Source organism: uncultured Salinicola sp. (assembly GCF_937921195.1).
Lineage (GTDB): Bacteria > Pseudomonadota > Gammaproteobacteria > Pseudomonadales > Halomonadaceae > Salinicola.
On sequence record NZ_CALFQK010000175.1, the window covers coordinates 24,348 to 50,675 of the forward strand.

A 26,328-nucleotide genomic window follows, 5' to 3' on the forward strand; every position below is an offset into this window, starting at 1 on the left:
GATGCGGCTGCCGGCCCGAATGCGTTACTTGACCATCGGCAGGTCAAGCCCCTGCTCCCTGGCGCAATCGATGGCGATGTCATAACCCGCGTCGGCATGACGCATGACGCCGGTGGCCGGGTCGTTGTGCAGAACCCGGGCGATGCGGCGCGCCGCGTCGTCGCTGCCGTCACAGACGATCACCATGCCAGCGTGCTGAGAGAAGCCCATGCCGACGCCGCCGCCATGATGGAGCGAGACCCAGGTGGCACCGCTGGCAGTGTTGAGGAGGGCGTTGAGCAGCGGCCAGTCGGAGACGGCGTCGGAGCCATCCTTCATGCTCTCGGTTTCCCGGTTGGGGCTGGCCACCGAACCGGAGTCGAGATGGTCCCGTCCGATGACCACTGGCGCGGAGAGCTCGCCGCTACGCACCATTTCATTGAACGCCAGCCCCAGCTTCTCGCGCAGGCCCAGACCCACCCAGCAGATACGCGCCGGCAACCCCTGGAAGCTGATGCGCTCTCGTGCCATGTCGAGCCAGCGATGCAGGTGCGCGTCATCGGGAATCAGTTCCTTCACCTTGGCATCGGTCTTGTAGATGTCCTGCGGATCGCCGGACAGCGCGGCCCAGCGGAACGGGCCAATGCCCCGGCAGAACAGCGGCCGGATATAGGCGGGAACGAAGCCTGGGAAGTCGAAGGCGTTGGCAACGCCCTCCTCCTGCGCCATCTGGCGGATGTTGTTGCCGTAGTCGAAGGTGGGGATGCCCTGCTCGGCAAACGCCAGCATGGCGCGCACATGTTCGGCCATCGACGCCTTGGCCGCCTTGACCACCGCCTGCGGCTCGGTCTTGCCACGCGCGCGATAGTCCTCCCAGCGCCAACCGGCAGGCAGGTAACCGTTGAGCGGATCGTGGGCACTGGTCTGGTCGGTGACCATGTCCGGGCGTGCGCCACGGCGTACCAGTTCAGGCAGAATTTCAGCCGCATTACCGTGCAGGGCGATGGAAACCGCCTTGCCTTCGGCGGTGTAGCGCTCTATCCGGGCCAGGGCATCGTCCAGATCTTCCGCCTGTTCGTCGACATAGCGCGTACGCAGGCGAAAGTCGATACGTGATTGCTGGCACTCGATGTTGAGCGAACAGGCGCCCGCCAACGTTGCCGCCAGCGGCTGCGCGCCGCCCATGCCGCCGAGCCCCGCCGTCAGGATCCAGCGCCCGGCGAGCCTGCCGTCGTAATGCTGGCGCCCGGCCTCGACGAACGTCTCGTAGGTCCCTTGAACGATGCCCTGGGAGCCGATGTAGATCCACGAGCCCGCGGTCATCTGGCCGTACATCATCAGCCCCTTGGCATCGAGCTCGTTGAAATGCTCCCAGTCGGCCCAGTGTGGAACCAGGTTGGAGTTGGCAATCAGAACCCGCGGCGCATCGGCATGCGTCCTGAACACGCCGACCGGCTTGCCCGACTGCACCAACAGTGTTTCATCCGTCTCGAGCGTTTTCAGCGTGGCAACGATCGCATCGAAACATTCCCAATCGCGTGCCGCGCGGCCGATGCCGCCATAGACGACCAGTTCCTTCGGGTTCTCGGCCACGTCCGGGTCGAGGTTGTTCATCAGCATGCGCATCGGCGCCTCGGTCAACCAGCTCTTGGCAGTCAACGTCGAACCGTGGGGGGCGCGAATGTCGATATCACGAAAACGAGAATGAGTCATGAGTACTCCGGGCAGTCGATAACGGGACGAGAACGTTGGCCGAGACGGCGAGCTCTACCATTGAATATGTATATACATTACCCTGTCAAACGTCGGCAGCCAAGTGTGTCATCAAAAATCGGGGGGATTCCTGATTTCTCCAACAATGGTGCAAATACGGGCGCTAAACGCACCAAAACGATGCAGATCGAGACGCTTGAATCCTGTCACCGGACACGCTATATGTATATACAATAAACTGCACCAAAGGGACCCGGGATGCCAAAGACCTACTTCGCCACTGCCGCGCTACTGCCCGACGGATGGCGACACGACGTCCGGATCCGTGTCGATGATCGAGGATTCATCGACAACGTGACCGCCGATGCCACTGCAGACGAGGCGGAACGCCTCGGCGGACCCGTGCTGCCCGGCATGCCCAACCTCCACTCTCACGCCTTTCAGCGCGCCATGGCCGGTGTCGCCGAGATCGCCTCTGACAAGGCGGACAGTTTCTGGAGCTGGCGTAACCACATGTATGGCCTGGTGGATCGCCTCACACCTGAAGACGTGGGCGTTATCGCCCGCGCACTCTACGTCGAGCTGCTCAGAGGGGGCTACACCCAAGTCGGCGAGTTCCACTATCTGCATCACGATCCGCAGGGCCACGCCTATGCCGACCCGGCGACGATGTCGCATGCCTTGCTGGAAGCGGCGGATGCCAGTGGAATCGGCATGACCTTGCTGCCGGTACTCTACGCCCACAGCGATTTTGGCGGTCAACCACCCAGCAACGGCCAGCGGCGTTTCATCCACTCGCCGGAAACCTACCTCGAATTACTGGCGCAGCTCACACCACGGTGCTCCGAGAACCCGCGTCTGTGCCTGGGCACGGCGCTGCACTCGCTCCGCGCGGTGACGCTCGAGGAGATCGAAACGGTGCTTGCAGCCAATCCCGCCGGCCCGCGTCACATCCACATCTCCGAACAGGTGAAAGAGGTCGAGGCAAGCATCGCCTGGAGCGGCCAACGTCCCGTCCAGTGGCTGCTGGACAACATTGAGCTCGACTCAAGGTGGTGTCTGATTCATGCCACCCATCTCGACGACGCCGAAGTGCGGGGTATTGCCGCCAGCGGTGCCGTGGTCGGTCTCTGCCCCACCACCGAAGCCAACCTCGGCGACGGTGTCTTCCCCGCGGCGCGTTACGCTGAGCTAGACGGGCGCTGGGGCATCGGCTCGGACAGTCACGTCTCGCGGAATGTGGTCGAGGAGCTGCGGTGGCTCGAATACGGTCAGCGTCTGATGACACAACGGAGGAACGTACTGCACGACGTCGAGCGGAGAGGGGTAGGCGATTGGCTCTACCGACAGGCGGTGACCGGCGGCGCCCTCGCCTCGGGGCAGCCGATTGGAGAATTGGCGGTCGGCAAGCGCGCCGACTGGCTCGTGCTCGATGGGCAAGATCCCGATCTCGCCGCCAGCGACGACGCCTCACGCCTCGGGCGTTGGCTGTTCGGGGGGGCCCGCTCGCAGATTCGCGACGTCATGGTCGCCGGTCACTGGCAAATCCGTGATCGCCGGCATGCGCTGGATGACGTCAATCGACGCGAACTGGGTGCACTGCTCAAAACACTCGCCTGAGGCCCCACGCAACGATACCCACGCTCGCCAATACAATAATCGACAACGGGAACGACGATGGATACGACCGACAAGCCTTTCGAGCCCACGCTGCGGACACGGGCAAAAATGATCATGCCGAGCGTACTCGGCATTCTCATCTTCTTCGTTCCGATATCGATCGCCGGTACCCGCACGATACTGCTCGATCATCTGGTGACGGCCATTCGTCATGGGCTTGGCTCCAGCGTCAATTTACTCGCGCTGGCCGTTATCGTCGCCGGGGCCATCCATCCGCTCTACACCGGACGCTGGCGCCAGAGCCGAACCGAAGCCGTTCTGACGCTCTTCAAGGTGATGGGTACGCTGGTCGCGGGCATGGCGATCAGCGGCATCGGCCCAGAGGCACTGTTCGCACCGGACATGCTGCCTTTTCTGTTCGATAAACTGGTGATCTCGGTGGGCTTGATCGTTCCCGTCGGCGCAGTCTTTCTGGCGTTGCTGATCAACTACGGGCTCATGGAGAGCGTCGGCGTGCTATGTCAGCCGTTGATGCGTCCGCTATGGCGTACGCCGGGGCGATCGGCAATCGACGCGGTGGCGTCTTTCGTCGGCAGTTACTCGATCGGGCTACTGATTACCAACCGGGTGTACCGGGCCGGACGATATTCGGCACGCGAAGCGGCCATCATCGCCACGGGTTTCTCGACCGTCTCGGCCACCTTCATGATCATCGTCGCCAGAACGCTCGACTTGATGGCGATCTGGAATCTCTACTTCTGGCTCACCCTACTGATCACGTTCATCGTTACCGCCATCAGTGTACGGTTGCCGCCGCTGGCGCGGATGGATGATCGCGTGGCGGTCGCGGAGGCGAAGACATTTTCCGGCTCTCGTCTACGCCATGCCTGGGAAGAAGGCCTCAAGGCAGCGGACCGCGCGCCCCGACTCGGCGAAAGCGTCGTGACCAACCTGAAGGAAGGCCTGCTGATGACCATGAGTATTCTCCCGACCATTCTGTCGGTGGGCTTGCTCGGACTGCTGCTGGCCAAATACACGCCGGTGTTCGAATGGCTGGGCCTTCTGTTCTATCCGCTGATCGCGCTGTTCGGACTGGAGGAAGCGCGAGAGCTATCCCAGGCAGTGGCGTCCGGCATGGCGGAGATGTTTCTGCCCGCCCTGTTGATGGCGGATGCCTCGTTGCCGGCGCGTTTCGCTGCTGGGGTCGTGTCGGTATCGACGATCCTTTTCTTCTCCGCGTCCATTCCCTGCATCATGTCGACGCAGATCCCGCTGTCGGTGGGAAAAATCCTGGTGATCTGGTTTCAGCGCACATTCCTGAGTGTGGCGCTTGCGGTTCCCGCCGGCTATCTCGTCGCTGCCTGGGTCAGTTGAAACCGGGGCCACTGTCCAACCGGCTCAAGCCGTTGGTGCGTGCGCCATGGAACGCAGCTTGTAACGGTCACCGGGATGGATGAGATGCGCGTAGCTGATCAGGCGATCGCCGGACCAGGTGCGCCGTCGAACGCTCAGACACGGCATGGCTTCTGCGACATCGAGTTGCAGGGCGATCTCGATGTCAGGGAGGATCGCCTCGACGATATGTTCCATATCGCTGATAGGACAAGCCGCTACCAGTACCTCATTGGGCGTGTGGCGGTGGAAGTCAGCGTCCAGGTAGGCCGGCACCCAACGCGGGTTGACGTAACGATTCTCCAACTGGATCGGCCGACCATTCTCGAGATGAATCAGGCGCGAGTGATAGAGCCTGGTGCCGACCTTGACCCCCATGCGCATGGCAATCTCGTCGTCAGCCACAACGCTCTCCAATGTCAGCACACGGCTGGCATATTCGTGACCGCGTCCCCGCACCTCGTCGGCGATGTTGTTGATCTCGACCAGTGGCGATTCGGAGCGGCGATCGGCGACGAAAGTGCCGATACCCGACTGGCGCCAGAGATACCCCTCCTGCACCAGGTCGCGGATCGCTTTATTGGCGGTCATGCGACTGACGCCGAATGTCTCCGCCAGCGCCTCCTCTGGCGGGATCTGGTGGTCCACGGGAAACTCACCGCTATGGATCCTGTCGAGCAGATACTGCTTGATAACTTTATAACGTGGAGGCTGGGGGCTCACTTACGCTCCTTTGATGATAGCTGTGCCGGGTAGATCGCGATCAGAAAACCGGCAACGGACGTGTCTGCCAGAAACGTAGGCGCAGAGGCATCGAAGCATCGTTCGTTGCGCCTCGCGGGATGGCTTTTCAAAACCAGCGTATCGCCTGCCATCCAGGTACATCCGCCCTGACTCGGCTGCGTCGGGCAGGCGGCCAGTACGAACCAAGCCGCCTCACAACCTTTGGGGCAGACGACGTCATCCCAGTGGCACGGCTTCATGCTGCCATCCCATCGCGCTGGATCGAACATCAGGTTCAGCGCCAGGCTGGGGCCTTCTGGCAGGCGGCAGTCGACGGGTTCGCCTCCCGAGAAAACGACCGACTCAGCGAGCGATAGCCCAACCTCGCGGTCACCGAAGGCCAGCGTGACGGGATGACGACCAAGCACGCCAAAGCAGCGCTGCCAACCGCTGAAAGAAGAGAACGGGCCGGCCCGGTCCAGATCGGCAATCGAAAGGCGCCAGCCGGGCTCGCTGGCACTGGCATCGCATGCCACTTCACGAGTCGTACCACCACCATTCTTCCAGCGCACCGCCTCCAGATTGCGCCATGGCAAGCAGTGAACGGTTTCCAGCGACAAGGTCATACGCGTCTCGATCCGATAGTGGGTCATCTGTTTCAGCCGCGCTTGCATGACACGGCTGACACGATGGTCGAAGCATTGAAATTAATGTATATACATTATATAAACATTCGACGCGTGACCCCAGTCACTACCGTACCTTTTCAGACAACAACATCAATAAACCAAAAAGGATGTCGCATGTCCCCTTTCAAAAATCTACTGGTCGGTGGCGGTCTCCTCATCGCCGGCATGAGCATGAGTGCCGTGAGCGCGGCGAATCCCCCCATTACCATCGGTACCAACAACTGGGCCGAGAATATCGCCATTTCCCACATGTGGCAGCAACTGCTCGGTGAAAAGGGATTCGATGTCTCGCTCAGCGAAGTCTCCAAGCCGATCCTGTTCGGCGGGCTGGCGGCGGGCGATATCGACATCTCGCTGGAAGTCTGGCTGCCGAGCGACAATTCGTTCGTCGAACCCTACAGCGATCGCATCGATCTCCACGGCACCTGGTACGACGATGCGCTCGACGCGCTAGTCGTGCCATCCTACGTCGACGATATCAATTCCGTTGCCGATCTCGAGCGTCATGCCGAGGATTTCGAGTATCAGGGCGAGCCGACGATCTTCGGCATCGAGCCCGGCTCGACCATCGCCGACGAGACCGACGCTGCCATCGAACAGTATCGACTGCCATTCCGTCAGCTCAGCAGCAGCGAATCGGCGATGATGGCCCAGCTCAAGGAAGCCTATCGCGAGAAGCAGCCGGTTGCCGTCACCCTGTGGCAACCGCACTGGGCATTCGCCGAGTACGATCTGAAGATTCTCGACGATCCGAAGAAGACCTTCAGCGCCGGCGAGCAGATCAAGTGGGTATCGCACCACGGTTTCGGCGATGACAACCCCGGGCTCAAGGCGATGCTGGATGCCTGGCACATGACACCGGAACAGCTGTCCCAGTTGATGCTGGAAATCGAGAACACGGGCGACCCGGACAAGGGTGCGGCACAGTGGATCGCCGCCAACCGCGATCTCGTCGATGGCTGGCTCGCCGCCAGGCCATAACCGCGTTCATCACCAGCGCGAAAAAATCCTGGCCATCAGCCAGGATTTTTCATGCCGACAACTCGGCGATCGTCAGCAGCGCGTGCAGTGCTTCAGGGTTTCGGCCTCGTCGCTCTCGAGCCGCGGGGTGCGGCGCGGCGATGCCGGAGACCGGCGCAACGGATGCAGCAGCACATTCGAACGCAGCATCGTCGACAGCATGGCGCGAACCACGTGCGCGAGCACGTAGACAACCACGGCCATAACGATCAACGCCTTGATGCGCCCTGAAATCTTCACGCTGCTTCTCCTTGAATGGGGGGGTATCGGGGGGAATGACACGGAGGATATAACCACACGACTGTGACGAAAAATTGAAGGCGTCGATAACCGGTATGCGAGTCATCGATGTCGGTGGTCTATGCTGAAGCCACAGTATCGGCCGAGAGGTACCTGGCTTGAGACCGTCGAAGACCGATTTTCCGCTGGACCAATGCCGCTGCCATCTGGAAACGGGGCCGATCGTGCTGGTCGGCTCCCACTGGCGGGGCGAACGCAATCTGATGGTGATGGGCTGGCACATGATGCTCGGCTTCGCGCCTGCACACTTCGGCTGCCTGATTACCGCCGGCAACCACAGCCATCGTCTGGTGCGCGAAAGCCGCGAATGCACTATCAACGTGCCGACGCTGGAGATCGCCGACGCCGCGGTGGGGGTGGGCAACAGCGATGGCGACCAACTCGACAAGTTCGATGCCTTCGGTCTGACACCGGAGGAGGGAGAGATCGTCTCGGCACCGCTGGTCGCCGAGTGTTACGCCAGCTTCGAATGCCGTCTGGTCGACGACAGCCAGATCGACCGCCACGAGCTGTTCATCTGGGAGATCGTCAAGGCCCATGTCGACACTTCGATCGAGCTTCCCCGCACGCTCCACTACCGCGGCCATGGCCGCTTCATGGTCGCCGGCGACGAGGTCGACCGATCGAGGGACTTCCGGGTGCAGAATCTGTAGAAGCCATCGCGGGCAGCTATGTTTTCAACAGCCCCTCGAAGAAGCTCACCGCGTTGGCTTCGAGCCCTTCCAGGTAGTAACCGCCCTCCTGCACGATCAGCGTAGGCAGGTTCAAGCCCGCCACCGCGCGGCCGAGCTTGCCGAATCCCGGCGTGGAGACCGACACCCTGGCCTGGGGGTCCTTCTCGTGGATATCGAAGCCCAACGCCAGTACCAGCGCATCCGGTTCGAACAGACGAATCGCCTGGCAGGCTTGTTCGAGACGCTCGAAGAACACCGCTTCGGGTGAGCCGTGGGGCATCGGTAGATTGAGGTTGTAACCCAGCCCCGCGCCGCGCCCGCGCTCGTTCTCGAAGCCGGTGACCGCCGGGTAGAAGTTGGTGGTGTCGCCATGGATCGAGATGTACATGACGTCATCGCGCTCGTAGAAGATCTCCTGCACGCCCTGGCCGTGATGCATGTCGGTGTCGAGCACGACGACGCGCGGATAGCGCGAGGTCAGACGCTGCGCCGCGATGGCGGCGTTGTTGAGAAAGCAGAAGCCCCCGGCGGAGTCGATGCCGGCGTGGTGCCCCGGCGGGCGCGACAGCGTATAGGCGAAGCGCTCGCCCGCCAGCAGCGCTTCGGCGCCGGCCGCCGCGCTCTGGGCCGCCCAGTAAGCCGCCTGCCAGGTGTGCTCCCCCACCGGGGCGCTGCCATCCGCCAGATAGCGCGCGGCTTCGGCGAGAATCCCGCGCAGCGCATTGGGCGAGCGCACAAAGATGCTGGAGATCACCTCTTCGCCCCAATCTTCGCCCCCGTTCTCGCTGACATCGTGCCAGCGTCGATGGGCACCCTCGAGAAAGCGCAGGTAGGGCAGCGAGTGCACCGCGCGCAGCGGCGCGACGCCACGATCCGGAGGCGTCTGAATCTCGAAGCCGAGACGTCTGGCCGCCGTCAGCAGGTGCTCGGCGCGGTCGCGAACTTCCTGGGGTTGGCGCATCTTGCCGCGGGAAAAATAGGTCTGCGGCTGGTGCAGCAACTGGTCGTCGTGGAAGAAGGTCTTCATCGATGTTGTCCTTGTCATCCGCAGTCCACCTGATCCTCAATAGCCCGCGTGGCGATCCACGACGCTTGCCGGCAGCTGGCCGTCATCCAGCCGCGCCATCGCTTCGGCGACCTCGTGGGCCACCTGGTTCGGCGTCGAATCGCAGGCGTCGTGGGGCGTAATCACGATCCGCTGGTGATGCCAGAACGGGTGATCCTGCGGCAGCGGTTCGATCGCGAACACGTCCAGCGAGGCTGCCGAAAGCTGGCCGTTCTCCAGCGCCGCGAGCAGGTCGGCCTCGATGAGGTGCTCGCCGCGACCGACATGGACCAGCGCCGCCCCCGAAGGCAGCCGCGAGAACAGTTCGGCATTCAGGATACCGCGGGTTTCAGCGGTCAGTGGCAGCAGATTGATCAGGATGTCGCTGCGCGCCGCGAGCCGTTCGAGACCGTCGGTGCCGCTGAAGCCCTCGACGCCAGCCGGCAGATTGCGCCCGCTGCGGGAGTGGATCGCGACGTCATAATCCAGCGCCGTGAGCGCCCTCGCCACCGCGCCACCCATCTTGCCCGCCCCCAGCAGGCCGATGCGGACATCGCCGGCATCGTGCTTGGGCAACCGCTGCCAGTGCCGCTGGCGCTGATTGGCCAGATAGTCGCCGAAGCGGCGGTGGTGCCACAGCACGTGCCAAGTCACGAAACCCGCCATCATCTGCGCCTGGGACTCGCCGGCAATGCGCATCAGCGGCACGTCCCCAGGCAGGCTCGCACTCGCCAGGATGCCGTTGACGCCGGCCGCGATCGACGACACCAGGCGCAGGTTGGGATAGGGCCGAAAATCGTCGGCACCCGGGTCCCACGCCAGCGCCAGCGTCACCGCTTCTGGGTCGACGACCTCCTGCGGCAGCGCCAGCTGGATATGCGGCGCCGTGCGTTCGAAGGCAGCGATATAGTCGCGCATGATCTCCGGGGAGCCCAGCAGCACGCCTTGAATCGTCCGCGCCATGCTCAGCCCTCGAAGTCCGGCTGGATGCGCTTCAGCAGCCGCAGGTAGGCGTCCCACTCCGGATCGTGGTCGGTGACGCCGTGATCCGAATCCCACTGTTCATACTGCCGGGCGGTATGCTCGGCCAGCGCATCGTCCACGCGCCGAACCTTCATGCCGCTGCCCATCAGCGCCAGCTGTGCCTGGCAGCTGCGCTCCAGATTGTGCATCCGCTTGAACGCCTCTCCCACGGTACGCCCGCACACCAGCATGCCGTGGTTGCGCAGCACCATGATCGGCTTGTCGCCGAGATCGGCCACCAGCCGCTCGCGCTCGGCCAGATCCAGCGCGATGCCCTCGTAGTCGTGGTAGGCGGTGCGGCCATGGAACTCCATCGACCACTGGTTCAGCGGCAGCAGCCCCTCTTCGAGACAGGAGACCGCCACCCCGGCCACCGAGTGCGTATGCAGCACGCAGTGCACGTCCGGTCGTGCCTCGTGGATCGCGCTGTGGATGGTGAAGCCGGCCTTGTTGACCCCCGCGCCCTCCGGATCGTCGATCACGTTGCCTTCGAGATCGATGGTGACCAGATTGGCCGCGGTCACCTCCTCGAAGCGATAGCCGTAGGGGTTGATCAGGAAGTGCTCCTTGCCGGCCTCGGCCCGCGCGGAGATATGCGTATAGATGCTGTCGTCGAGCCCGAAGTGGGCGATCAGCCGGTAGGCGGCCGCCAGATCCCGGCGCGCTGCCTGCCGGGCCGTGTCATGAGGCGCATCGGTCACCATGTTCATCGTCGATCTCCTGGTTGGCGCTGGATCATCGTTGTGCTTGTGGGAGGGTCGCCGGCCGCCGTTACCATGACGGAAGCGGTGAGAGATAACCTATCAGGCAACTTTCAAACTGTCGACACTCGACAGTCGACCCTAATGGCAATTTGAGCGATAGTGCGACGACCGGAAACCGAGCAGAACGAGACGCCATGACCACGACCACAAGTGGATTCGCCACGATCCAGCAGCGCGACCTGGTCAACCAGATCGCCGACATGCTGACCGAGGCCCTGCTCAAGGGGGACTTCGCGCCGGGCGTGCATCTGGCCGAAGCGCAGCTGGCACGGGACTTCGGCGTCAGCCGCGCCCCAGTGCGGGAAGCGGCACGCCTGCTCGAGAGCCGTGGCATGCTGGTCTCCCAACCCCGGCGCGGCTTCTTCGTTCGCACCTTCAACGCCGCTGAACTCGACGATGTCTACGACCTGCGCCTGTGCCTGGAGCGCCATGCCGTGCGCCTGCTCGCCGGCAAGCTGACGGCCGAGATGGAGGCGGCGCTCGACGCCCAGCTCGAGACCATGCGCCGGGTCGCCAACGACGGCACGGCGCTCCAGCAGATCGAGGAAGACGTCGCCTTTCATCGCATGCTGTGCCAGTTCAGCGGCAACCAGCGGCTGGTGCGCGTTTTCGACGAACTGTGCCACGAGATGCGCTTCTGCATCCTGCTGATCGGCCAGCTCTACGACGACCCCGCCCAGGTCGCGGAGAGCCACCAACCCGTCATGGACGCCCTGCGGACACGAGATGCGAACGCCTGCGAGGCCGCGATCGACTACCACATCGGTATCGCCCAGCAGCGCGTGGTGGAGATGTTTCGGGAGCGAGAGACGCGCTGAGCGGCCCGGTGCCGGTTTCGCGTTCGAATCTGGTATCGCCCGCCCAGACAGGTAGGATGAGATATTGTCTCGGCCTTGGTCCCTTTCATGCCCACCGCTAGCCTCGCGAGCTTGACCCACTGGGTCTTCGACATGGATGGCACGCTCACCCTCGGCGTGCACGATTTCCCGGCGATCCGGCGTGAGCTGGAGATTCCGGACGGCGCCGATATCCTGCATCACCTGGAGACGCTGCCCGCCGCCGAGCGCGATGCCAAGCACGCCTGGCTGCTCGAGCACGAGCGCGAGCTGGCGTTGCGCTCGACCGCGGCAGCCGGCGCGGTCGAGCTGGTTCAGGCACTCTGCGAGCGCGGCTGTCGTCTGGGTATCCTGACCCGCAATGCCAAGGAGCTGGCGCATATCACCCTGGAAGCCATCGGCCTCGACGGCTGCTTCGCTCCCGATGAGGTTCTCGGACGCAACGAGGCGCCGCCCAAGCCGCATCCCGGCGGCCTCGACCATTTCATCCATCGCTGGCGGGTCGAACCCTCGGCAGTGGTCATGGTCGGCGACAGCCCGATGGATCTCGAGTGCGGTCGCGCCGCCGGTGCCCGCACGATTCTGGTCAACGTCGCGGAAAACCGCTGGCCGAACCTCACCGACTGGCACCATCGGGATTGTCGACGGCTGCTGGCGCAACTTTGAGCCCAACGCCAGCGGGGCGTGATCCGCCCCGCTCCAGCCTCCTTGCCGGTCTCCGCGTCGAACCCCTTCCCCTTTTCGAATGACATCGCATCCCCCTTCACAGCCGAATCAACCAATGCTATAAATCGAAACCAAAGGAACACTGTTTAACCAGGGTAAAGAAAGAAATCATGCTAACGTTTTGCGCTCGAAAGCCTTCGAACGGCGAGCGCGATGCCCTGGCCAACCTCCACTCGATCGGAGCCGCTCATGCCCGGGATTGTCTGTCGACGTTCGCCCCTGATGTGCTTGATGGCCATCGCAATGTTGGCGCTTGCCCTGCCCGCCGGCGCGAATGAAGCCGCGCAGCAGAAGTTCAAGGCCGTGACCACCTTCACGGTGATCGCGGACATGGCCCAGAACGTGGCCGGCGATGCTGCCACGGTGGAGTCGATCACCAAGCCGGGCGCGGAGATCCACAACTACTCGCCGACGCCGGGTGACATCATGCGCGCCCAGGGTGCCGACCTGATCATCTGGAATGGCCTCGACCTGGAGCGCTGGTTCGAGAAGTTCTTCCAGCATCTGGACAGCGTGCCCAGCGTGATCGCCTCCGAGGGCGTCGAGCCCATCGGCATCACCTCCGGCCCGTATGACGGCAAACCCAACCCCCACGCCTGGATGTCGCCGAGCAACGCGCTGATCTACGTCGACAATATCCGCGACGCCTTCATCAAGTACGATCCGGACAACGCCGAGACTTACCGCAACAACGCCGAACGCTACAAGCTAGAGATCGAAGCCGCCGTTGCGCCCATCCGCGATTCGCTGGCGCAGATCCCCGAGGAGGATCGCTGGCTGGTGACGAGCGAAGGGGCCTTCTCCTATCTGGCACGGGATTTCGGGCTGCGCGAGCTCTACCTGTGGCCGATCAATGCCGACCAGCAGGGCACGCCGCAACAGGTTCGCCACGTGATCGACAGCGTTCGCGAGCATGATATTCCCGCGGTCTTCAGCGAGAGCACCGTCTCCGCCAAGCCGGCCCAACAGGTCGCCCGCGAGACAGGCGCGCTCTACAGTGGCGTGCTCTACGTCGACTCGCTGAGCGGCCCGGACGGCCCGGTCCCGACCTATACCAATCTTCTCGAGGTCACGTCCCGCACCATCGCCGACGGTCTCACCGAGGGAACCAGCCAGTGATCGAACCCGGAGCGCCCGAGCAGCCGGCCACAGCGACCGCCTCCCGACAGCGTGGGGGCGGCATCTCCGTCACTGGCGCCACCGTGACCTACCGCAATGGACACACGGCGCTTCGCGACACCAGCTTCGAGATCCCCACCGGCACGATCACCGCGCTGGTAGGCGTCAACGGTTCCGGCAAGTCGACGCTGTTCAAGGCGATCATGGGGTTCGTGCGTCTGGCCCAGGGCGACATCCGGGTGCTGGACCTGCCGGCCAAAACCGCGCTCAAGCGCAACCTGATCGCCTATGTACCGCAATCCGAGGAGGTGGACTGGAACTTCCCGGTACTGGTCGAGGACGTGGTGATGATGGGGCGCTACGGCCATATGGGCATGCTGCGCATCCCCAGGCGGGCCGACCACGAGGCGGTCGCCGCCGCGCTGGAGCGGGTCGGCATGAGCGAGTTCCGCCGGCGCCAGATCGGCGAACTCTCCGGCGGCCAGAAGAAGCGTATTTTCCTGGCCCGCGCCCTGGCCCAGGATAGTCGGGTGATCCTGCTCGACGAGCCGTTCACCGGTGTCGACGTCAAGACCGAGGAGCAGATCATCGCCCTGCTGCGCGAACTGCGCGCCGAGGGGCGGGTCATGCTGGTCTCGACCCACAATCTCGGCTCGGTGCCGGAGTTCTGCGACCGTACCGTACTGATCAAGGGCACGATACTGGCGTCCGGCCCCACCGACGAGACCTTCACCCAGCACAATCTGGAGCTGGCGTTCGGCGGCGTGCTGCGTCACTTCGTGCTCGACCAGTCCCACTCGGCCGGCGCGCCACCCCATGCCGTGGGTGTCTTCACCGACGACGAGCGGCCGCTGGTGCTGCAGAACGGCATCGCCGCGCGGCGCCACCGCGGTCCAGGAAAGGGAGGCTCCCGTTGATGGATCTCCTCCTGCCACTCGCCTATTTATCCGAGCCCTTCGGGTATGGCTACATGCGTAACGCCATGTGGGTATCGGCGCTGGTGGGCTGCGTCTGCGCCTTCCTCTCCTGCTATCTGATGCTCAAGGGCTGGTCGTTGATCGGCGATGCGCTCTCCCATTCGATCGTGCCCGGCGTCGCCGGGGCCTACATGCTGGGGCTGCCGTTCTCGCTCGGCGCCTTCTTTGCCGGCGGACTCGCCTCGGCGGCGATGCTGTTCCTCAACCAGCGCAGCAAGTTGAAAGAAGATGTCATCATCGGCCTGATCTTCACCTCGTTCTTCGGCCTGGGGCTGTTCATGGTCTCGCTGTCGCCGACGTCGGTGGATATCCAGACCATCGTGCTGGGCAACGTCCTGGCGATCACGCCCGCCGACACCCTGCAGCTGGCGGCGATCGGCGTGATATCGCTGATCGTCCTGCTGGCCAAGTGGAAGGACCTGATGGTGACGTTCTTCGACGAGAACCATGCCCGCTCGATCGGCCTCAACCCCACCGCGCTCAAGATCCTGTTCTTCACGCTACTGGCGGCATCGACCGTCGCGGCGCTGCAGACGGTGGGCGCCTTTCTGGTGATCTGCATGGTCGTCACCCCGGGCGCGACGGCCTATCTGCTGAGCGATCGCTTCCCGCGTCTGCTGATCATCGCGGTGACGATCGGCTCGCTGACCAGCTTCCTCGGCGCCTACGCCAGCTATTTCCTCGACGGCGCCACCGGCGGCATCATCGTGGTGCTGCAGACGCTGATCTTCCTCATGGCGTTCGTGTTCGCCCCCAAGCACGGGATGCTGGCGGCGAGACGCCGGGCCGCCGCGTCGCTGGCGCGGACGCCAGTGGCCGAAGCGGCGGAGTCGCGATCATGAGCTGGCTGGACACACTGCTGATGCCGTTCCAGTTCGGCTTCATGGTCAACGCCATGGTCATCGCCGTGCTGGTCACCGTGCCGATGGCCCTGCTCTCCTGCTTCCTGGTGTTAAAGGGCTGGTCGCTGATGGGGGATGCCATCTCCCACGCCGTCTTCCCGGGCGTGGTGATCGCCTATATCGTCGGCATCCCCTACGCCATCGGCGCTTTCATCGCCGGCATGTTCTGCGCCATCGCGACCGGATTCCTCAAGGAGAACAGCCGGATCAAGCAGGACACGGTGATGGGGATCGTCTACTCCGGCATGTTCGGCGTCGGCCTGGTGCTCTACGTCAAGATCCAGTCGACGGTGCATCTCGATCACATCCTGTTCGGCGACATCCTTGGCGTGGCCTGGCGTGATATCGGCGAATCGGCGCTGATCGCCCTTGTCACCGTCGGCGTCATCGGTCTCAAGTGGAAGGACTTCCTGCTCCACGCCTTCGACCCGACCCAGGCCCGGGCGGTGGGTCTGCGAACCGGCCTTCTGCACTACGGCCTGCTCTGCCTGATCTCGCTGACCATCGTCGGCGCCCTGAAAGGGGCGGGGATCATCCTGGCCATTGCGCTGCTGATCGCGCCCGGCGCCATCGCCTTTCTGCTGACCCGGCGCTTCAGCACCATGCTGCTGCTATCCGTTGCCCTGTCGGCGCTCATCGCCTTTTTCGGCGTCTACCTCTCGTTCTTCCTCGACAGCGCCCCGGCCCCGACCATCGTGCTGCTGTTCTCGATCGCGTTCGGTGTGGCCTTCGTCATCTCGACAAGGCGCACGGCGCGGCAAGAACGTGCCCAGGACGACGCCTTCCCGGCAGCGAGGCGCTGAGCAACGGTCGTCGCCCTGGGATGTCTCGTCGACGGCCGGTGTCACCGACAAATTTGGTTATGTTATAACGTATGCGTGGTAACTTTTTTCCTTATCATGTTTACGGATATTCACCATGGACAGAAGGCGCTTCATCACCACGCTTTTGGCCACCTGTTTGCTCCCCAGTACCCGGGCGCTGGCCGGCAACCCGCTAATCCCCTTCACGCTGTCCAAGGACGAAGAGAGCGCCAGCTTCGTCATCGAACTGGAGGGCAGCAACGAACACAACGTATTTACGCTGGATCATCCACCGCGCGTCGTCATCGACCTGCCTCAGGTCACGCGGGTGGCACCCTCCAGCGCCCTTCACCAGCATGCCGGCATCGTCGAGGATGTACGGACCGGCCAACGGGCGGGCGGCATTCGCATCGTGCTCGACCTGAAGACGCTCAAGCAACCGAAGACGCATATCCGCCAGTTGGGCGCCAATCGCTCGCAACTGATCGTCAGTATCAACGATCCCGACCCGCTGATGGCCGCGGTGACGGCCGAGGCGCAGTCCCGCAACCAGCCGCGCAAGGCGATCATCGAGATCGACGCCGGCCATGGCGGCAAGGATCCAGGCTGCGTCAGCGCCGACGATCATTACGAGAAATATGTCACCATGGGGGTCGCCGACTATCTCAAGGGGCGCCTGGACACGGATCCCAGGTTCGAGCCATCGCTGACACGGGACAGCGATATCTTCATCCCACTGCACCAACGTGTATTGATGGCGCGGAATCACCACGCCGACCTGTTCATCTCGATACACGCCGACGCCGCACCGACCACCAAGGCCGCAGGCGCCTCCGTCTATATTCTCTCGGAACACGGAGCCAGTTCGGCCACGGCCCGGTGGCTGGCCGAGAGCCAGAACAGCTCCGACCGCTACGCCTCGACCCGGGACAGCGAGATCTATTCGGACGATCCCGACGTGCAGTCGGTGCTCATCGACCTGTCGATGCGCGGCACTGACGTCGCCAGCCAAAAACTGGCCAGGACGACGTTGAACCACCTTGGCAGCGTGACCGCGCTGCACAACGATCGCGTCAACAAGGCGGCTTTCGCCGTGCTCAAGTCGCCGGACATTCCCTCGATGCTGGTCGAGACGGGCTTCATGTCCAATCGACAGGACTGCCGCCGGCTACTGCGCAGCGCCCACCAGCAGGAACTCGCGGAGGCACTGCATCAGAGCGTGGCCGATTTCTTCGAGGCCAACCCGATACCGGGCTGAGTGTCGTTGGTGTTCGAAGTAAACCGATCGACTACCATGTCGATGTACTGCCGGGCGAAGAACGACAGCGAAACGTTCTTGTTATAGATAAGCGATGCCTGCACACGAATATCGAGGGTCGTAGGCAGAGAGATCAGATCGGCATAGTGTCCCTCGGTGATCAGCGAGGCGTCGAGAATGCCCACGCCGACGCCTTGACTGATCAGATCATAGGCTTGCATGGTCCCGGCTTCGATCTGAGGCTCCAAATGCGAACCCTGCCGTTGCAGCGCGCGCTCGACGGCATGTCGCAAGTAGGTACCGCTGCGGTTGAGGATCAGAATCTCATCCGCTAGATCGTCGACATCCACCACCACCTTCCTGGCCAGTCGACTGTCTCGGCGAACGATGCACCGATACTGGATCTGTTCCAGAGGAATGACCTCGAGCGTCTCGTTGACCTTGGTGCCATAGATGAAACCGACGTCGAACGAGCCGACCTCGATATTGCCGATCACCTGAGAGGATTGTCCGGCATGGAAGGAGACCCGCGCTCTTGGATAGGCAGCCATGAATCGAGGGATCGTCGGCGCCACGAAGTGCTTCGACATCGATGAGATCGACTGCACCGCCAGAAAGGCGTCGCCGCCTCGGGCTATGTTGTCGATTTTGGTCTGCATATGGTCGAAGTGGCCGAAAATACGTTCCACTTCGGGCAGCAACTGTACCGCCTCCGGCGTCGGCGAGAGACCGAAGCTGGTGCGATAGAACAGAGGCATGCCGACCTTCTCCTCCAGCCTCTTGACGATGCCGCTGGCGGTGGGCTGCGATACGTTCAGTTCGATGGCCGTCTTGCTGATCGAACCGGTGTGCATCACCGAACGAAACACCTCGAGGCTGCGGATACTGGCTTTCATGCCGACTCCTGACGATGAAGACACTTTCGGTAGTGCGGAAGTACCTGGTCGGCTACCCAATGTCTGAGTTTTCCCTCACTTCCAGGGATCGCTGTTCCAGAGTTCAAGGACAGCCTGATGCTGCTGCTCGACCAGCGCCTTCCAAGCATCGGCGTCGAGATAGGCAGCTGGTACGGCCTCTCGGCTCATGTCCTCGAGAAACTCGGGATCCTCGAACATCTGTGCGAAGGCTTCATTGTACTGATCGACGATCGCCGTCGGCGTTCCCTTGGGCAGCACGTACCCCCGAGTCGAGGCCATATCGATATCGTAACCCTGCTCCTTGAAGGTCGGCACGTCGTGCAGGTACTCCGAGCGGGATTCATCCATCACACCCAGGAAATTCACGGAATCCTGATAATTGTAGGCTGCGCTGACGTTGACGACTGCAAGGTCGACATGCCCGCCCATCAATGCCGTCCGCGCAGAGCCGTCGCCGCCCAGCGGTACGTAGGTAAAGTGACAGCCCAGGGCACTCTCGACCTGATTGGCGGCAAAATGGTCTTCACCGCCGTATCCTGCCAGGCCCAGCGTCAACCGGCCGCCACCGGCGCATGCCTGCTTGAGATCATCCAGCGAGGCGATGTCATCATCGCGCTGAGTAATCAGCGTGTTGGGATCCGAGGTGACGCTGGAAAGAAATTCGAAGCTATCGAGGTCGTAGCTCACTTTGCGGTCGACCATCCGTCCAATCGATGCGGGCACGTTGAAGGTTCCCACCGTGTAGCCATCAGGGTCGGCTCTGGATACCTGCGTCAGCGCGATGACGCCACCCGCCCCTTTGACGTTCTTGACCACCACGCTGGCATCGCCATCCAAGTACTTCTCGAGATAGCGCCCGACCACACGCGCGGTGATGTCGGTACCACCACCAGGGCCGTAGCCGACCACGACGGTAATGTCCTTGTCCGGAAAGTCGGCCTGAGCCGCCAGCGGCATCAACGCCACCAAGCCCGCTATCAATGTCATCTTGTTCCAGTCATTCAACATGGTGCCTCTCCTAGTTGGTTAGTCTTTTACCGATCAGCGACGACAGACGTTGCTTGAAACAGGTCAAGACGATCAGCATCACGATCATCGCAATGAGCACGATCGATGGAGCCGAACTCCACAGCACGGCGGGGTCGTTGCCGCTCATCAGCATCGAAATACGGAAGTTGTATTCCATGAACCCGCCCAGGATGACGCCAAGCACAATGGGCGCCATCGGGAATTTGAGCTTCTCGAGTACGTAACCGAATACCCCGAAACCGAACATCAGAAAGACGTCGAACAGGGTTTCGTGGATTGAGTAGGCGCCGACCACCATCAGCGAGAGGATGATGCTGCCCAGCAGCGGTCTCGGCAGATAGAGCACCTTGGAGAAGAGTCGGGTCGCCACGGACCCACCCAGAAATAGCAACATCACCGACGCAATCAGGAACTGCCACATGAAACCGAACACCTCGTCAGGGTGCTCTCGGAACAGGTTGGGGCCAGGCTGCAGTCCATGGATGAGAAATCCCCCCAGCATGACAGCAGCCACCGAGGTGCCGGGGATGCCCAGGGTCAGTGCCGGAATCATCGAAGCCGCGGTATCGGCGTTGTTGCAGGTCTCGGCGGCGGCGACGCCCTCTGGCTCCCCCTTGCCCCACTCTTCCGAGTTGCGCGCACTTCGCTTGGCTTCGTTATAACTGATAAATGTCCCGAAGGATCCGCCAGCCCCAGGCAGGATGCCTACCGCGATGCCGATCAGAGACGCCCGTAACCAGGTTTTCCAGTAGCCGAGCATCGATACCAAGGACTTGAAGAAACCCTCGTCGCCCACCTCTTTGGCGTGGCTCTCTTCACCGCTCTGCGGATTGACCAAGGTGTCGATGACAGGTGGCATCGCGTACAGCCCAATCAGGAGCACAATCACGCTGATGCCGTCATCGAGATAAAGCGAGCCGAAGGTAAAGCGCTCATTGGCACTCACCGGGTCGATCCCCACCGTGGCGACGAAGATACCGATACCTGCGCTGATCAACCCTTTCACCGCGTTACCCTTGATCAATAACGCGATGCTCAGAATGCCGAATACGGAGACCCAAAAAATCTCGGTCGGCCCGAACATGAGCGTCACACTGCCCAGCGGCGGTGCCAGCAACATCAGCGCCAACCCGCTGGCCAGACCACCGATGGCAGAGGAGACAAGCGCCACGCGCAGCGCCTTGTTGGCGTGGCCCTGCTGCGCCATCGGGTAGCCATCGAAGGTGGTTGCCACGGCCGCTGGCGTGCCAGGGATACGCAACAGGATGGCGGGAATGGCGCCACCGTACATCGAGCCATTGTAGATACCCGCCATCATGCCCAGCGCGACCTGCGGGCTCATGCCGAAAGTGAAGGGGAGCAATACAGAGATGCCGAGCGTTGCGCTCAATCCCGGTAATGCGCCAAGGAAAATGCCGGCGACGACGCCGACCGCAACGGCCAGCAGACTGCTGACGCTAAGAATATCGGGTAGGGAGTGCCAGAGTGCTTCAAACATGGGCGAGCCTCACATCAGCCAGCCATGGGGCAAGCTTCTGCCCATGGCCATGTCGAACAGCAAATAGAGCATCACCGTGAACAGCGCTGAGCCGAACAGGCTGCGCTCCCATCGGCGATAGCCGAATGCCGCGCTCATCAGCGGAATCATCAGGAAGGTGGAGACATAGAAGCCAAGTTTGGCAACGGCCACCAGGTAGATCAGCACGCAGAGCAAGCCGAGTAAGACCTTGCCCAGGCTTTCGGGATGCCCCTCCCCAGCCTCGCACTGCCGACCCTGCAGGCAGGACTGCGCGAGCAGCACGACACTCAAAACACCCACGACGCCGAGAACGGTCAATGGAAACATCGCCGATTCCAATGGAATTCCCGTACCCATGACGATGAAGGAGGTAGATGTCACGATCAGTGCGATGCAGATACCGGCCGTTGGCATTAACCCCTTGGATATGGCTTTCATGTACCTCTCCCCTCTGTAGTCTCGGGAGTCACGCTAGGGAAAAAGCCGGAGCGCCACGAATGCGTTTTTTTGCCAGACCCATAGCATTGCGCTATACCTGGCTCTCACCAACCGGGAAGACCTTTATTTTTTATTTTAAATTAAAAACTTAAAAATTATTAAAGCTTAAGCAGAAGGTGGTATGTAGAGCCACCCTTAGACTAAAGTTAAAGCTTTCTACCGGCCATATTACCTACGCCGATAGCCTCGGCGCAGGCCAAAAAACCCGTGTCATGTCGTGGCAATCGTCTTGATTTCGGGATGAGGACAGAGTGCCGACTTGATGCCAGCAGTGTGCTCCGTCTCACGACATCATCGTCGTCGAGCCGACAGCAGCATGGATGACACCGCGTGGGAATTGGCCGCGCACATGGCCCACAAACGGCAGTGCGCAGCCGAGGATATAGCCAAAAGAGACGATGGGGCGTTTAAAGACTAGAGCTGAGCGCGAGGGGCTGAACTACCGTCGTGCACACGGAGCAACCACGCCGACGAGCGTCAGCGCCACCCTCATCGTGGTCCCAACGGCCTACAGGATCCATTGATCCAGCGCATGACACACCTGACCGAGTGGGTACGGTGGCCACCCACGTGACGGACCTGATCGGTCATTCGGTAGAACGGGCCAGCGCCGTCAACTCGCTCACGCGCGTCAGCGTCTCCAACCCCATGACGGCATCGTGCAGTCGAGATCCAGCTTCAGACGATAGGACATACGCCGCGCAGCGATCGAACTTAGCCCGAATCATGGCTGGCGGAGCGGGCTCTTCGGCGTGGCGTCCCAACGGGCGCTCCAGCCGCTTGAACCGCTGCGACCCATCTCGCAGCACGATGCAAAGCTCAGTGAGATAGTTGCCTTCGGGGGTCGGCGCGTTGTGGGCATGAGGGCGCGTTTCGACCTTGGCCATCAGCGACTTTGCTGCCTCGTTCTTATAGGCCTGCTGAGTAAAACTATCGAAATCAATTCGCCCATTCAGCAATGTCCGCGCAATACAGTATTGGACGCTGAACTTGGCGTCGGTCGCACTGCGCAGTACGGGACGATCGACGTGGGTCAGACGCAGCGGATGAATTGTTACCACGACGCGTTCGATATCTGCGACATCGAACGCCTGCTCGCCCTGGAGCAATCGCACGGCATCGATGCTGGCGTGGGTGCTGTCGCAGCACGGGTAGAGCTTGATACCGATTCCCGGCGTGACGATATCAAGCGGAGCGGCCCAGTTCTCGAGTGCGCGATCGGCTTGGTAATTGCCCTCGCCGTTGAAGACATTGAAGAAGCCCTGACGATGTTCGAAGGCATCCAGGCTCGCAGAGAAGCCCTGACGTGCCATCAGTGCTGCCAACACACCATGACGCGCGGCATGCCCCACGTGGAAAGGTTTGGTCATGGTGCCAAAGTTGGCTTTGATACCGCTGGCGAGACTCACGCAGATACTGAGTGCTGTCGCAGTATGATTCGCGCTCAGTTTCAGAAGCTTGGCGCAGGCGGCAGCGGCACCAAATACGCCCAGCGTGGCGGTCGGATGCCAGCCGAGATCGTAATGATGGAAATTGACCGCCCGCGCCAGTCGCGTTTCGGTCTCGAATCCCGCGATGAAGGAGAGCAGTAGCGCCTTCCCGTTGCTATCGAGTTCCTCGGCCAACGGTAATAACCCAGCCAGTAGAGGCGCGGACGGATGCCCGCCCATGGCAGTATTGACGTCGTCGAAGTCGAGCGCATGCGCGGCACACCCATTGATCAGCGCGGCACTCAATAGATCGAGGCGTTCGCTCCGGCCCATTAGCGAACACTCGCCAGAGGTTGCCATCCCGGGCGTCGCCATCAAGGTGCCCACCGCATGTTCCCTGGCACCGGCAAGCGCGCAGCCTAGCGTGTCGAGAATCGCCGTCTTGGCATTGTCGATGGCGGTCACCGGAAGATCATCGTAGGTCAACGCCACGATTCGTGCCGCCAATTGCTGGGATAAAGTCATGGGTAGGGCTGTCTCGAATGTCGGAAGTCAGGACCAATAGCGCCGTATCGTCTGGTACGGCCACTAGAAAAGGCGCAGCAAGGATTGGCGGCGCTATCAGCTACAGGCGCAATACAGGACGCGAGATGTCGACTACTTGGACGGGGAAGTCACGGCCCCTGCCGGCATTGTCAGGTCGACGTTGCGGCACTGGACAGAAAGATGGGGAATCGCCGTGATTCTTCGCTGCCCAGTGTCATGCCCTGCGCCGCATGTGTCATGGCTTGGAAAGGTGTCACGGCCGATCGCGGCGTCACAAATCGCTTTTTCTCGATGGGCTCCAAAGAAAATGGATAGCTATCAAAAAGCAATCTTAAGTCTATGGACAAAAAGGATTTTTACGGTGGGGTTTGAAAGTGGTTACGGCAGACATCAGAATTAGACTTTAGTCTCACACAGCGATTTCTGTTGGCGAGCTCCCGGCGTAATCCGGTGTGGCGGAAATGACACTGGCAAAGCGTCGCCGTCGGCAGACGCCTGCGCGTGTTGGCGAGTAAAAAATGACAGTGTCGTTACCAATTCCTGTGAATCGCCTTCCCGTGCGTCTGTAGCATGAGCGGCTTTATTCAAACGCTATCGTACCGGACCATGGAATCTTTCAACTTACGTCTCTTCGCCTGGCTCAATGCCCCTTCGCACGCTTCGCATCTGACGCTGTCACTAGCCTATGCCCTGGCCATCTACGCTATCTATCTCGTGCCGCTACTGATGATTCTCGGCTGGTTGCATCGAGATCCCGACCGCCAGCGCCTGGCGTTGAAGGCATTGTTAGGATGCCTCGCCGCCCTGTCGGTCAACGAGGTCGTCACCTTACTGTGGGATCACCCTCGACCTTTCGCCATCCCCGTCGGCCATACCTACCTGGATCACGCCGCGAATAGCTCGTTTCCCAGCGATCATATGACCGTAATTTCGACACTGGCAATCACGCTACTGTTATCCCGTGAGTGGCGTCCGCTCGGCTATCTCTCCGCCGGTCTGGGGATGGGTATCGCCTGGGCCCGGGTCTACCTCGGCGTTCACTTTCCCCTGGACATGCTCGGCGCCATCGTCGTGTCGGCCTTCGTTGCCAGTCTGTTGGCCATCACCGAGCGCTTCTACATGCCGACGCTCCATGGCCTATCGCGTGGCCTGTATCGGCGCCTTTTCGCTCCCCTGATCAGTCGCGGCTGGCTGGCCCACTGAGCCGATATATCGCCAGGCCATGTCCCTGCACGGACTCGAGCGATGCCAACTCAATGCGCTAGGTGGTTCCCCCTGCTACGAGTGACCAAAACCAAGCGACCGGACCATCGGTGATGGCCCGGCCGCTGGTTTCCAAGGTGCAGCCGTACGTGTCAGGCGCCGGCGGATACCATGGGCCGTCTCCGCCCGGCGAGACTCACCCCGATCAGCGTCACCGCCGCCAGCGGCATCGCCACCAGCACGCTGTTCCAGCCCATCGGCTTGCCCAGCGCGATCTCCCACACCAGCGTCATCACGCCGCCGACGATCATCGCGGAAAGCGCGCCGGCCGGCGTGGCGCGGGGCCATAGCAGCGCGGCCAGGAACACCGGGGTGATCGCGGCGCCGTACATGCCGTAGGAGTACATCTGCATCGCCAGCACGCTGGGGAAGAACGCCCCCAGCACCCAGGCCAATACGCCCAGCACCACGACGGTCAGGCGATTGACCAGCAACGCCTTGCCTGCCGGGATATTCAGTTTCAGCAATCCACCGAGAATGTCCTGGGTCAGGCTGGCCGATGCCGACAGCAGGTAGCTGTTGCCGGTGGTCAGCAGCAGCGCCACCAGAGACGCCAGCAGCAGCCCGCCGACTACCGTCGGCAGCCCCTGCTGGGCCAGGGTCATCATCGCGGTCGATGGCGTGATATCGGGATACATCACCCGCGTGGCGCAGACCAGCAGGGTGATCAGCGAGGTACATACGATCGAGGCGATGACCAGGCCCATGGCGGCCTTCTTGGCCGTGGCCGGGTCCCGCGCGGCGGCGAAGCGCTGAAACAGGTTCTGGTCGCCCAGGATCAGCAGGAACAGCGGCAGGAAATAGCCCAGCGCCTGCCACGGGGTGAGACCGCCGAGCAGCGTCCGGTGCGTGGCCGGCAGCGCGTCCATCATGTCGCCGAGACCGCCCAGCCGGGTCAGCACCAGCGGCAAGGCGATCAGCATGCTGCCAAAGATGATGATCGCACTCAGGTAGTCGGTGTAGGCCACCGAGACCAGCCCGCCCATGGTCGCCAGACCGATCATCACCAGCGCGGCGATCACCACGCCCTGCCACACCGGCAGGCCGAACGCCAGGTTGAGCGCCTGCCCCGCTCCGGTGAACTGGTACGAGACGATGCCGACGTAGGCCAGCAGGATGATCAGTGACGCGATCGAGCGCGCCGTGGGCCCGAACCGCTCCTCGATCAGACCGGGAATCGTGGTCGCCCGCGAGCGGCGCATCTTGCGCGCCAGCAGGAAGTAGACCACCAGCGCGGCGATCGGCGTGCCGGCGAAGAAGAAGATCGCCGCGCCCGGGCCGTGCTGGAACACGAAGCTGGCGCCGCCGACGATGGAGCCCGACCCCACGAAGGTGGCCAGCAGCGTCGCGGTGAGCACCAGGGTGGAGAGCGAACGCCCCGCCACGATGAAGTCGGTATCGTCGTGGACCTTGCGTCGCGAGAAGTAGAGCCCGATGACGACCATCAGTACGATATACGCGATGACGAAGAATGCCTGCATGATCGCAGCCTCCCGTTCTTGATTGTTATACGTCGTGATTGTGATGCGTGTCGTCTTGCCGACCCGGTGCGAACGCTCGCCC

25 protein-coding genes are annotated in these 26,328 nt (G+C 62.2%); 12 read left to right on the forward strand and 13 right to left on the reverse strand.

Features of this window, described 5'->3' with window-relative positions; all coding sequences use genetic code 11:
- Window positions 1-24: 24 nt before the first annotated feature.
- Window positions 25-1,692, reverse strand: a complete 1,668-nt coding sequence (hutU, locus tag Q0602_RS21245; RefSeq protein ID WP_298847816.1) for a urocanate hydratase — start codon at window positions 1,690-1,692, stop codon at window positions 25-27.
- Between the two features lie 258 nt (window positions 1,693-1,950).
- Here hutU and Q0602_RS21250 point away from each other — a divergent pair, with 258 nt between their 5' ends.
- The gene (locus tag Q0602_RS21250; RefSeq protein ID WP_298847819.1) at window positions 1,951-3,312 is read left to right on the forward strand and encodes a formimidoylglutamate deiminase; all 1,362 of its coding nucleotides are present in this window, start codon (window positions 1,951-1,953) and stop codon (window positions 3,310-3,312) included.
- 57 nt (window positions 3,313-3,369) lie between these two features.
- The gene (locus Q0602_RS21255) at window positions 3,370-4,686 is read left to right on the forward strand and encodes a YjiH family protein (protein WP_298847821.1); all 1,317 of its coding nucleotides are present in this window, start codon (window positions 3,370-3,372) and stop codon (window positions 4,684-4,686) included.
- Between the two features lie 24 nt (window positions 4,687-4,710).
- Here Q0602_RS21255 and hutC read toward each other — a convergent pair whose 3' ends face one another.
- Together hutC and Q0602_RS21265 are read right to left on the reverse strand one after the other, a co-directional pair.
- The gene (gene hutC, locus Q0602_RS21260) at window positions 4,711-5,427 is read right to left on the reverse strand and encodes a histidine utilization repressor (RefSeq protein ID WP_295036119.1); all 717 of its coding nucleotides are present in this window, start codon (window positions 5,425-5,427) and stop codon (window positions 4,711-4,713) included.
- On the reverse strand, window positions 5,424-6,053 hold the full coding sequence (locus Q0602_RS21265; protein WP_298847823.1) for a HutD family protein: 630 nt from the start codon (window positions 6,051-6,053) through the stop codon (window positions 5,424-5,426). Before Q0602_RS21265 ends, hutC begins: the two co-directional genes overlap by 4 nt.
- A 177-nt stretch (window positions 6,054-6,230) precedes the next feature.
- Between Q0602_RS21265 and Q0602_RS21270 the strand changes: the two genes are divergently transcribed.
- A complete protein-coding gene (locus tag Q0602_RS21270; RefSeq protein ID WP_298847825.1) occupies window positions 6,231-7,097 on the forward strand; it encodes a glycine betaine ABC transporter substrate-binding protein in 867 nt (288 codons plus the stop codon).
- Window positions 7,098-7,169: 72 nt separating this feature from the next.
- Here the strand turns inward: Q0602_RS21270 and Q0602_RS21275 are convergent, their stop codons facing one another.
- The gene (locus Q0602_RS21275) at window positions 7,170-7,376 is read right to left on the reverse strand and encodes a hypothetical protein (protein WP_149435376.1); all 207 of its coding nucleotides are present in this window, start codon (window positions 7,374-7,376) and stop codon (window positions 7,170-7,172) included.
- A gap of 158 nt (window positions 7,377-7,534) precedes the next feature.
- Here Q0602_RS21275 and Q0602_RS21280 point away from each other — a divergent pair, with 158 nt between their 5' ends.
- Window positions 7,535-8,089 carry a flavin reductase family protein gene (locus Q0602_RS21280; protein WP_298847827.1) on the forward strand — a complete coding sequence of 185 codons (555 nt, stop codon included), beginning with the start codon at window positions 7,535-7,537 and terminating at the stop codon, window positions 8,087-8,089.
- A 16-nt stretch (window positions 8,090-8,105) separates the two neighbouring features.
- Here Q0602_RS21280 and Q0602_RS21285 read toward each other — a convergent pair whose 3' ends face one another.
- Genes Q0602_RS21285 through Q0602_RS21295 form a run of 3 tightly spaced genes read right to left on the reverse strand, consistent with a single transcriptional unit; the run spans window position 8,106 to window position 10,888 of the window.
- Window positions 8,106-9,137 carry a histone deacetylase family protein gene (locus Q0602_RS21285; RefSeq protein WP_298847828.1) on the reverse strand — a complete coding sequence of 344 codons (1,032 nt, stop codon included), beginning with the start codon at window positions 9,135-9,137 and terminating at the stop codon, window positions 8,106-8,108.
- Between the two features lie 36 nt (window positions 9,138-9,173).
- Window positions 9,174-10,118 (reverse strand): glyoxylate/hydroxypyruvate reductase A, encoded by a 945-nt coding sequence (locus tag Q0602_RS21290; protein WP_298847830.1) that lies wholly within the window; start codon window positions 10,116-10,118, stop codon window positions 9,174-9,176.
- Between the two features lie 2 nt (window positions 10,119-10,120).
- Entirely contained in the window at window positions 10,121-10,888 is a 768-nt protein-coding gene (locus Q0602_RS21295; RefSeq protein WP_295036114.1) for a class II aldolase/adducin family protein, read from the reverse strand.
- A 188-nt stretch (window positions 10,889-11,076) separates the two neighbouring features.
- Here Q0602_RS21295 and Q0602_RS21300 point away from each other — a divergent pair, with 188 nt between their 5' ends.
- The 7 genes from Q0602_RS21300 to Q0602_RS21330 all read left to right on the forward strand — a co-directional run bounded on the left by Q0602_RS21300 (window position 11,077) and on the right by Q0602_RS21330 (window position 17,563).
- Window positions 11,077-11,760 carry a GntR family transcriptional regulator gene (locus tag Q0602_RS21300; protein WP_295036113.1) on the forward strand — a complete coding sequence of 228 codons (684 nt, stop codon included), beginning with the start codon at window positions 11,077-11,079 and terminating at the stop codon, window positions 11,758-11,760.
- 87 nt (window positions 11,761-11,847) lie between these two features.
- Window positions 11,848-12,444 carry an HAD family hydrolase gene (locus Q0602_RS21305; protein WP_298847831.1) on the forward strand — a complete coding sequence of 199 codons (597 nt, stop codon included), beginning with the start codon at window positions 11,848-11,850 and terminating at the stop codon, window positions 12,442-12,444.
- A 291-nt stretch (window positions 12,445-12,735) separates the two neighbouring features.
- Window positions 12,736-13,623: a metal ABC transporter substrate-binding protein gene (locus Q0602_RS21310; protein ID WP_298847833.1), complete on the forward strand. Its 888-nt coding sequence runs from the start codon at window positions 12,736-12,738 to the stop codon at window positions 13,621-13,623.
- Window positions 13,620-14,540, forward strand: a complete 921-nt coding sequence (locus tag Q0602_RS21315) for a manganese/iron ABC transporter ATP-binding protein (protein ID WP_298847835.1) — start codon at window positions 13,620-13,622, stop codon at window positions 14,538-14,540. Before Q0602_RS21310 ends, Q0602_RS21315 begins: the two co-directional genes overlap by 4 nt.
- Window positions 14,540-15,442 (forward strand): iron/manganese ABC transporter permease subunit SitC, encoded by a 903-nt coding sequence (gene sitC, locus Q0602_RS21320; RefSeq protein WP_298847894.1) that lies wholly within the window; start codon window positions 14,540-14,542, stop codon window positions 15,440-15,442. The genes Q0602_RS21315 and sitC overlap by 1 nt, the downstream gene beginning before the upstream one ends.
- Window positions 15,439-16,305, forward strand: coding sequence for a metal ABC transporter permease (locus Q0602_RS21325; protein WP_298847837.1), 867 nt, complete (start codon window positions 15,439-15,441; stop codon window positions 16,303-16,305). Before sitC ends, Q0602_RS21325 begins: the two co-directional genes overlap by 4 nt.
- Before the next feature lie 115 nt (window positions 16,306-16,420).
- The gene (locus Q0602_RS21330) at window positions 16,421-17,563 is read left to right on the forward strand and encodes an N-acetylmuramoyl-L-alanine amidase (protein WP_298847839.1); all 1,143 of its coding nucleotides are present in this window, start codon (window positions 16,421-16,423) and stop codon (window positions 17,561-17,563) included.
- Here Q0602_RS21330 and Q0602_RS21335 read toward each other — a convergent pair.
- The 5 genes from Q0602_RS21335 to Q0602_RS21355 form a co-directional block, all read right to left on the reverse strand.
- Window positions 17,518-18,459, reverse strand: a complete 942-nt coding sequence (locus tag Q0602_RS21335) for a LysR family transcriptional regulator (RefSeq protein ID WP_298847841.1) — start codon at window positions 18,457-18,459, stop codon at window positions 17,518-17,520. The two genes, Q0602_RS21330 and Q0602_RS21335, sit on opposite strands and share 46 nt — an antisense overlap.
- Window positions 18,460-18,534: 75 nt before the next feature.
- Complete coding sequence (locus tag Q0602_RS21340; protein ID WP_298847843.1) at window positions 18,535-19,488, reverse strand: tripartite tricarboxylate transporter substrate binding protein; 954 nt, start codon at window positions 19,486-19,488, stop codon at window positions 18,535-18,537.
- 10 nt (window positions 19,489-19,498) lie between these two features.
- The gene (locus Q0602_RS21345) at window positions 19,499-21,007 is read right to left on the reverse strand and encodes a tripartite tricarboxylate transporter permease (protein ID WP_298847845.1); all 1,509 of its coding nucleotides are present in this window, start codon (window positions 21,005-21,007) and stop codon (window positions 19,499-19,501) included.
- Window positions 21,008-21,016: 9 nt separating this feature from the next.
- A complete protein-coding gene (locus Q0602_RS21350; protein WP_298847847.1) occupies window positions 21,017-21,466 on the reverse strand; it encodes a tripartite tricarboxylate transporter TctB family protein in 450 nt (149 codons plus the stop codon).
- A 647-nt stretch (window positions 21,467-22,113) separates the two neighbouring features.
- The gene (locus tag Q0602_RS21355; RefSeq protein ID WP_298847849.1) at window positions 22,114-23,481 is read right to left on the reverse strand and encodes an MmgE/PrpD family protein; all 1,368 of its coding nucleotides are present in this window, start codon (window positions 23,479-23,481) and stop codon (window positions 22,114-22,116) included.
- 627 nt (window positions 23,482-24,108) lie between these two features.
- Here Q0602_RS21355 and Q0602_RS21360 point away from each other — a divergent pair.
- Window positions 24,109-24,705: a phosphatase PAP2 family protein gene (locus tag Q0602_RS21360; RefSeq protein WP_298847851.1), complete on the forward strand. Its 597-nt coding sequence runs from the start codon at window positions 24,109-24,111 to the stop codon at window positions 24,703-24,705.
- Between the two features lie 152 nt (window positions 24,706-24,857).
- Here the strand turns inward: Q0602_RS21360 and Q0602_RS21365 are convergent, their stop codons facing one another.
- Window positions 24,858-26,246: a sodium:solute symporter gene (locus tag Q0602_RS21365; RefSeq protein ID WP_298847853.1), complete on the reverse strand. Its 1,389-nt coding sequence runs from the start codon at window positions 26,244-26,246 to the stop codon at window positions 24,858-24,860.
- Window positions 26,247-26,328 lie beyond the last annotated feature (82 nt).

Coding starts and splice junctions, on each gene's coding strand:
- hutU (WP_298847816.1), bottom strand. CDS start 1,692: ATGACTCATTCTCGTTTTCGTGATATCGACATTCGCGCCCCCCACGGT.
- Q0602_RS21250 (WP_298847819.1), top strand. CDS start 1,951: ATGCCAAAGACCTACTTCGCCACTGCCGCGCTACTGCCCGACGGATGG.
- Q0602_RS21340 (WP_298847843.1), bottom strand. CDS start 19,488: ATGTTGAATGACTGGAACAAGATGACATTGATAGCGGGCTTGGTGGCG.
- Q0602_RS21285 (WP_298847828.1), bottom strand. CDS start 9,137: ATGAAGACCTTCTTCCACGACGACCAGTTGCTGCACCAGCCGCAGACC.
- Q0602_RS21325 (WP_298847837.1), top strand. CDS start 15,439: ATGAGCTGGCTGGACACACTGCTGATGCCGTTCCAGTTCGGCTTCATG.
- Q0602_RS21310 (WP_298847833.1), top strand. CDS start 12,736: ATGGCCATCGCAATGTTGGCGCTTGCCCTGCCCGCCGGCGCGAATGAA.
- Q0602_RS21305 (WP_298847831.1), top strand. CDS start 11,848: ATGCCCACCGCTAGCCTCGCGAGCTTGACCCACTGGGTCTTCGACATG.
- sitC (WP_298847894.1), top strand. CDS start 14,540: ATGGATCTCCTCCTGCCACTCGCCTATTTATCCGAGCCCTTCGGGTAT.
- Q0602_RS21300 (WP_295036113.1), top strand. CDS start 11,077: ATGACCACGACCACAAGTGGATTCGCCACGATCCAGCAGCGCGACCTG.
- Q0602_RS21295 (WP_295036114.1), bottom strand. CDS start 10,888: ATGAACATGGTGACCGATGCGCCTCATGACACGGCCCGGCAGGCAGCG.
- Q0602_RS21265 (WP_298847823.1), bottom strand. CDS start 6,053: ATGACCTTGTCGCTGGAAACCGTTCACTGCTTGCCATGGCGCAATCTG.
- Q0602_RS21355 (WP_298847849.1), bottom strand. CDS start 23,481: ATGACTTTATCCCAGCAATTGGCGGCACGAATCGTGGCGTTGACCTAC.
- Q0602_RS21290 (WP_298847830.1), bottom strand. CDS start 10,118: ATGGCGCGGACGATTCAAGGCGTGCTGCTGGGCTCCCCGGAGATCATG.
- Q0602_RS21255 (WP_298847821.1), top strand. CDS start 3,370: ATGGATACGACCGACAAGCCTTTCGAGCCCACGCTGCGGACACGGGCA.
- Q0602_RS21330 (WP_298847839.1), top strand. CDS start 16,421: ATGGACAGAAGGCGCTTCATCACCACGCTTTTGGCCACCTGTTTGCTC.
- Q0602_RS21335 (WP_298847841.1), bottom strand. CDS start 18,459: ATGAAAGCCAGTATCCGCAGCCTCGAGGTGTTTCGTTCGGTGATGCAC.
- Q0602_RS21345 (WP_298847845.1), bottom strand. CDS start 21,007: ATGTTTGAAGCACTCTGGCACTCCCTACCCGATATTCTTAGCGTCAGC.
- Q0602_RS21365 (WP_298847853.1), bottom strand. CDS start 26,246: ATGCAGGCATTCTTCGTCATCGCGTATATCGTACTGATGGTCGTCATC.
- Q0602_RS21270 (WP_298847825.1), top strand. CDS start 6,231: ATGTCCCCTTTCAAAAATCTACTGGTCGGTGGCGGTCTCCTCATCGCC.
- Q0602_RS21360 (WP_298847851.1), top strand. CDS start 24,109: ATGGAATCTTTCAACTTACGTCTCTTCGCCTGGCTCAATGCCCCTTCG.
- Q0602_RS21350 (WP_298847847.1), bottom strand. CDS start 21,466: ATGAAAGCCATATCCAAGGGGTTAATGCCAACGGCCGGTATCTGCATC.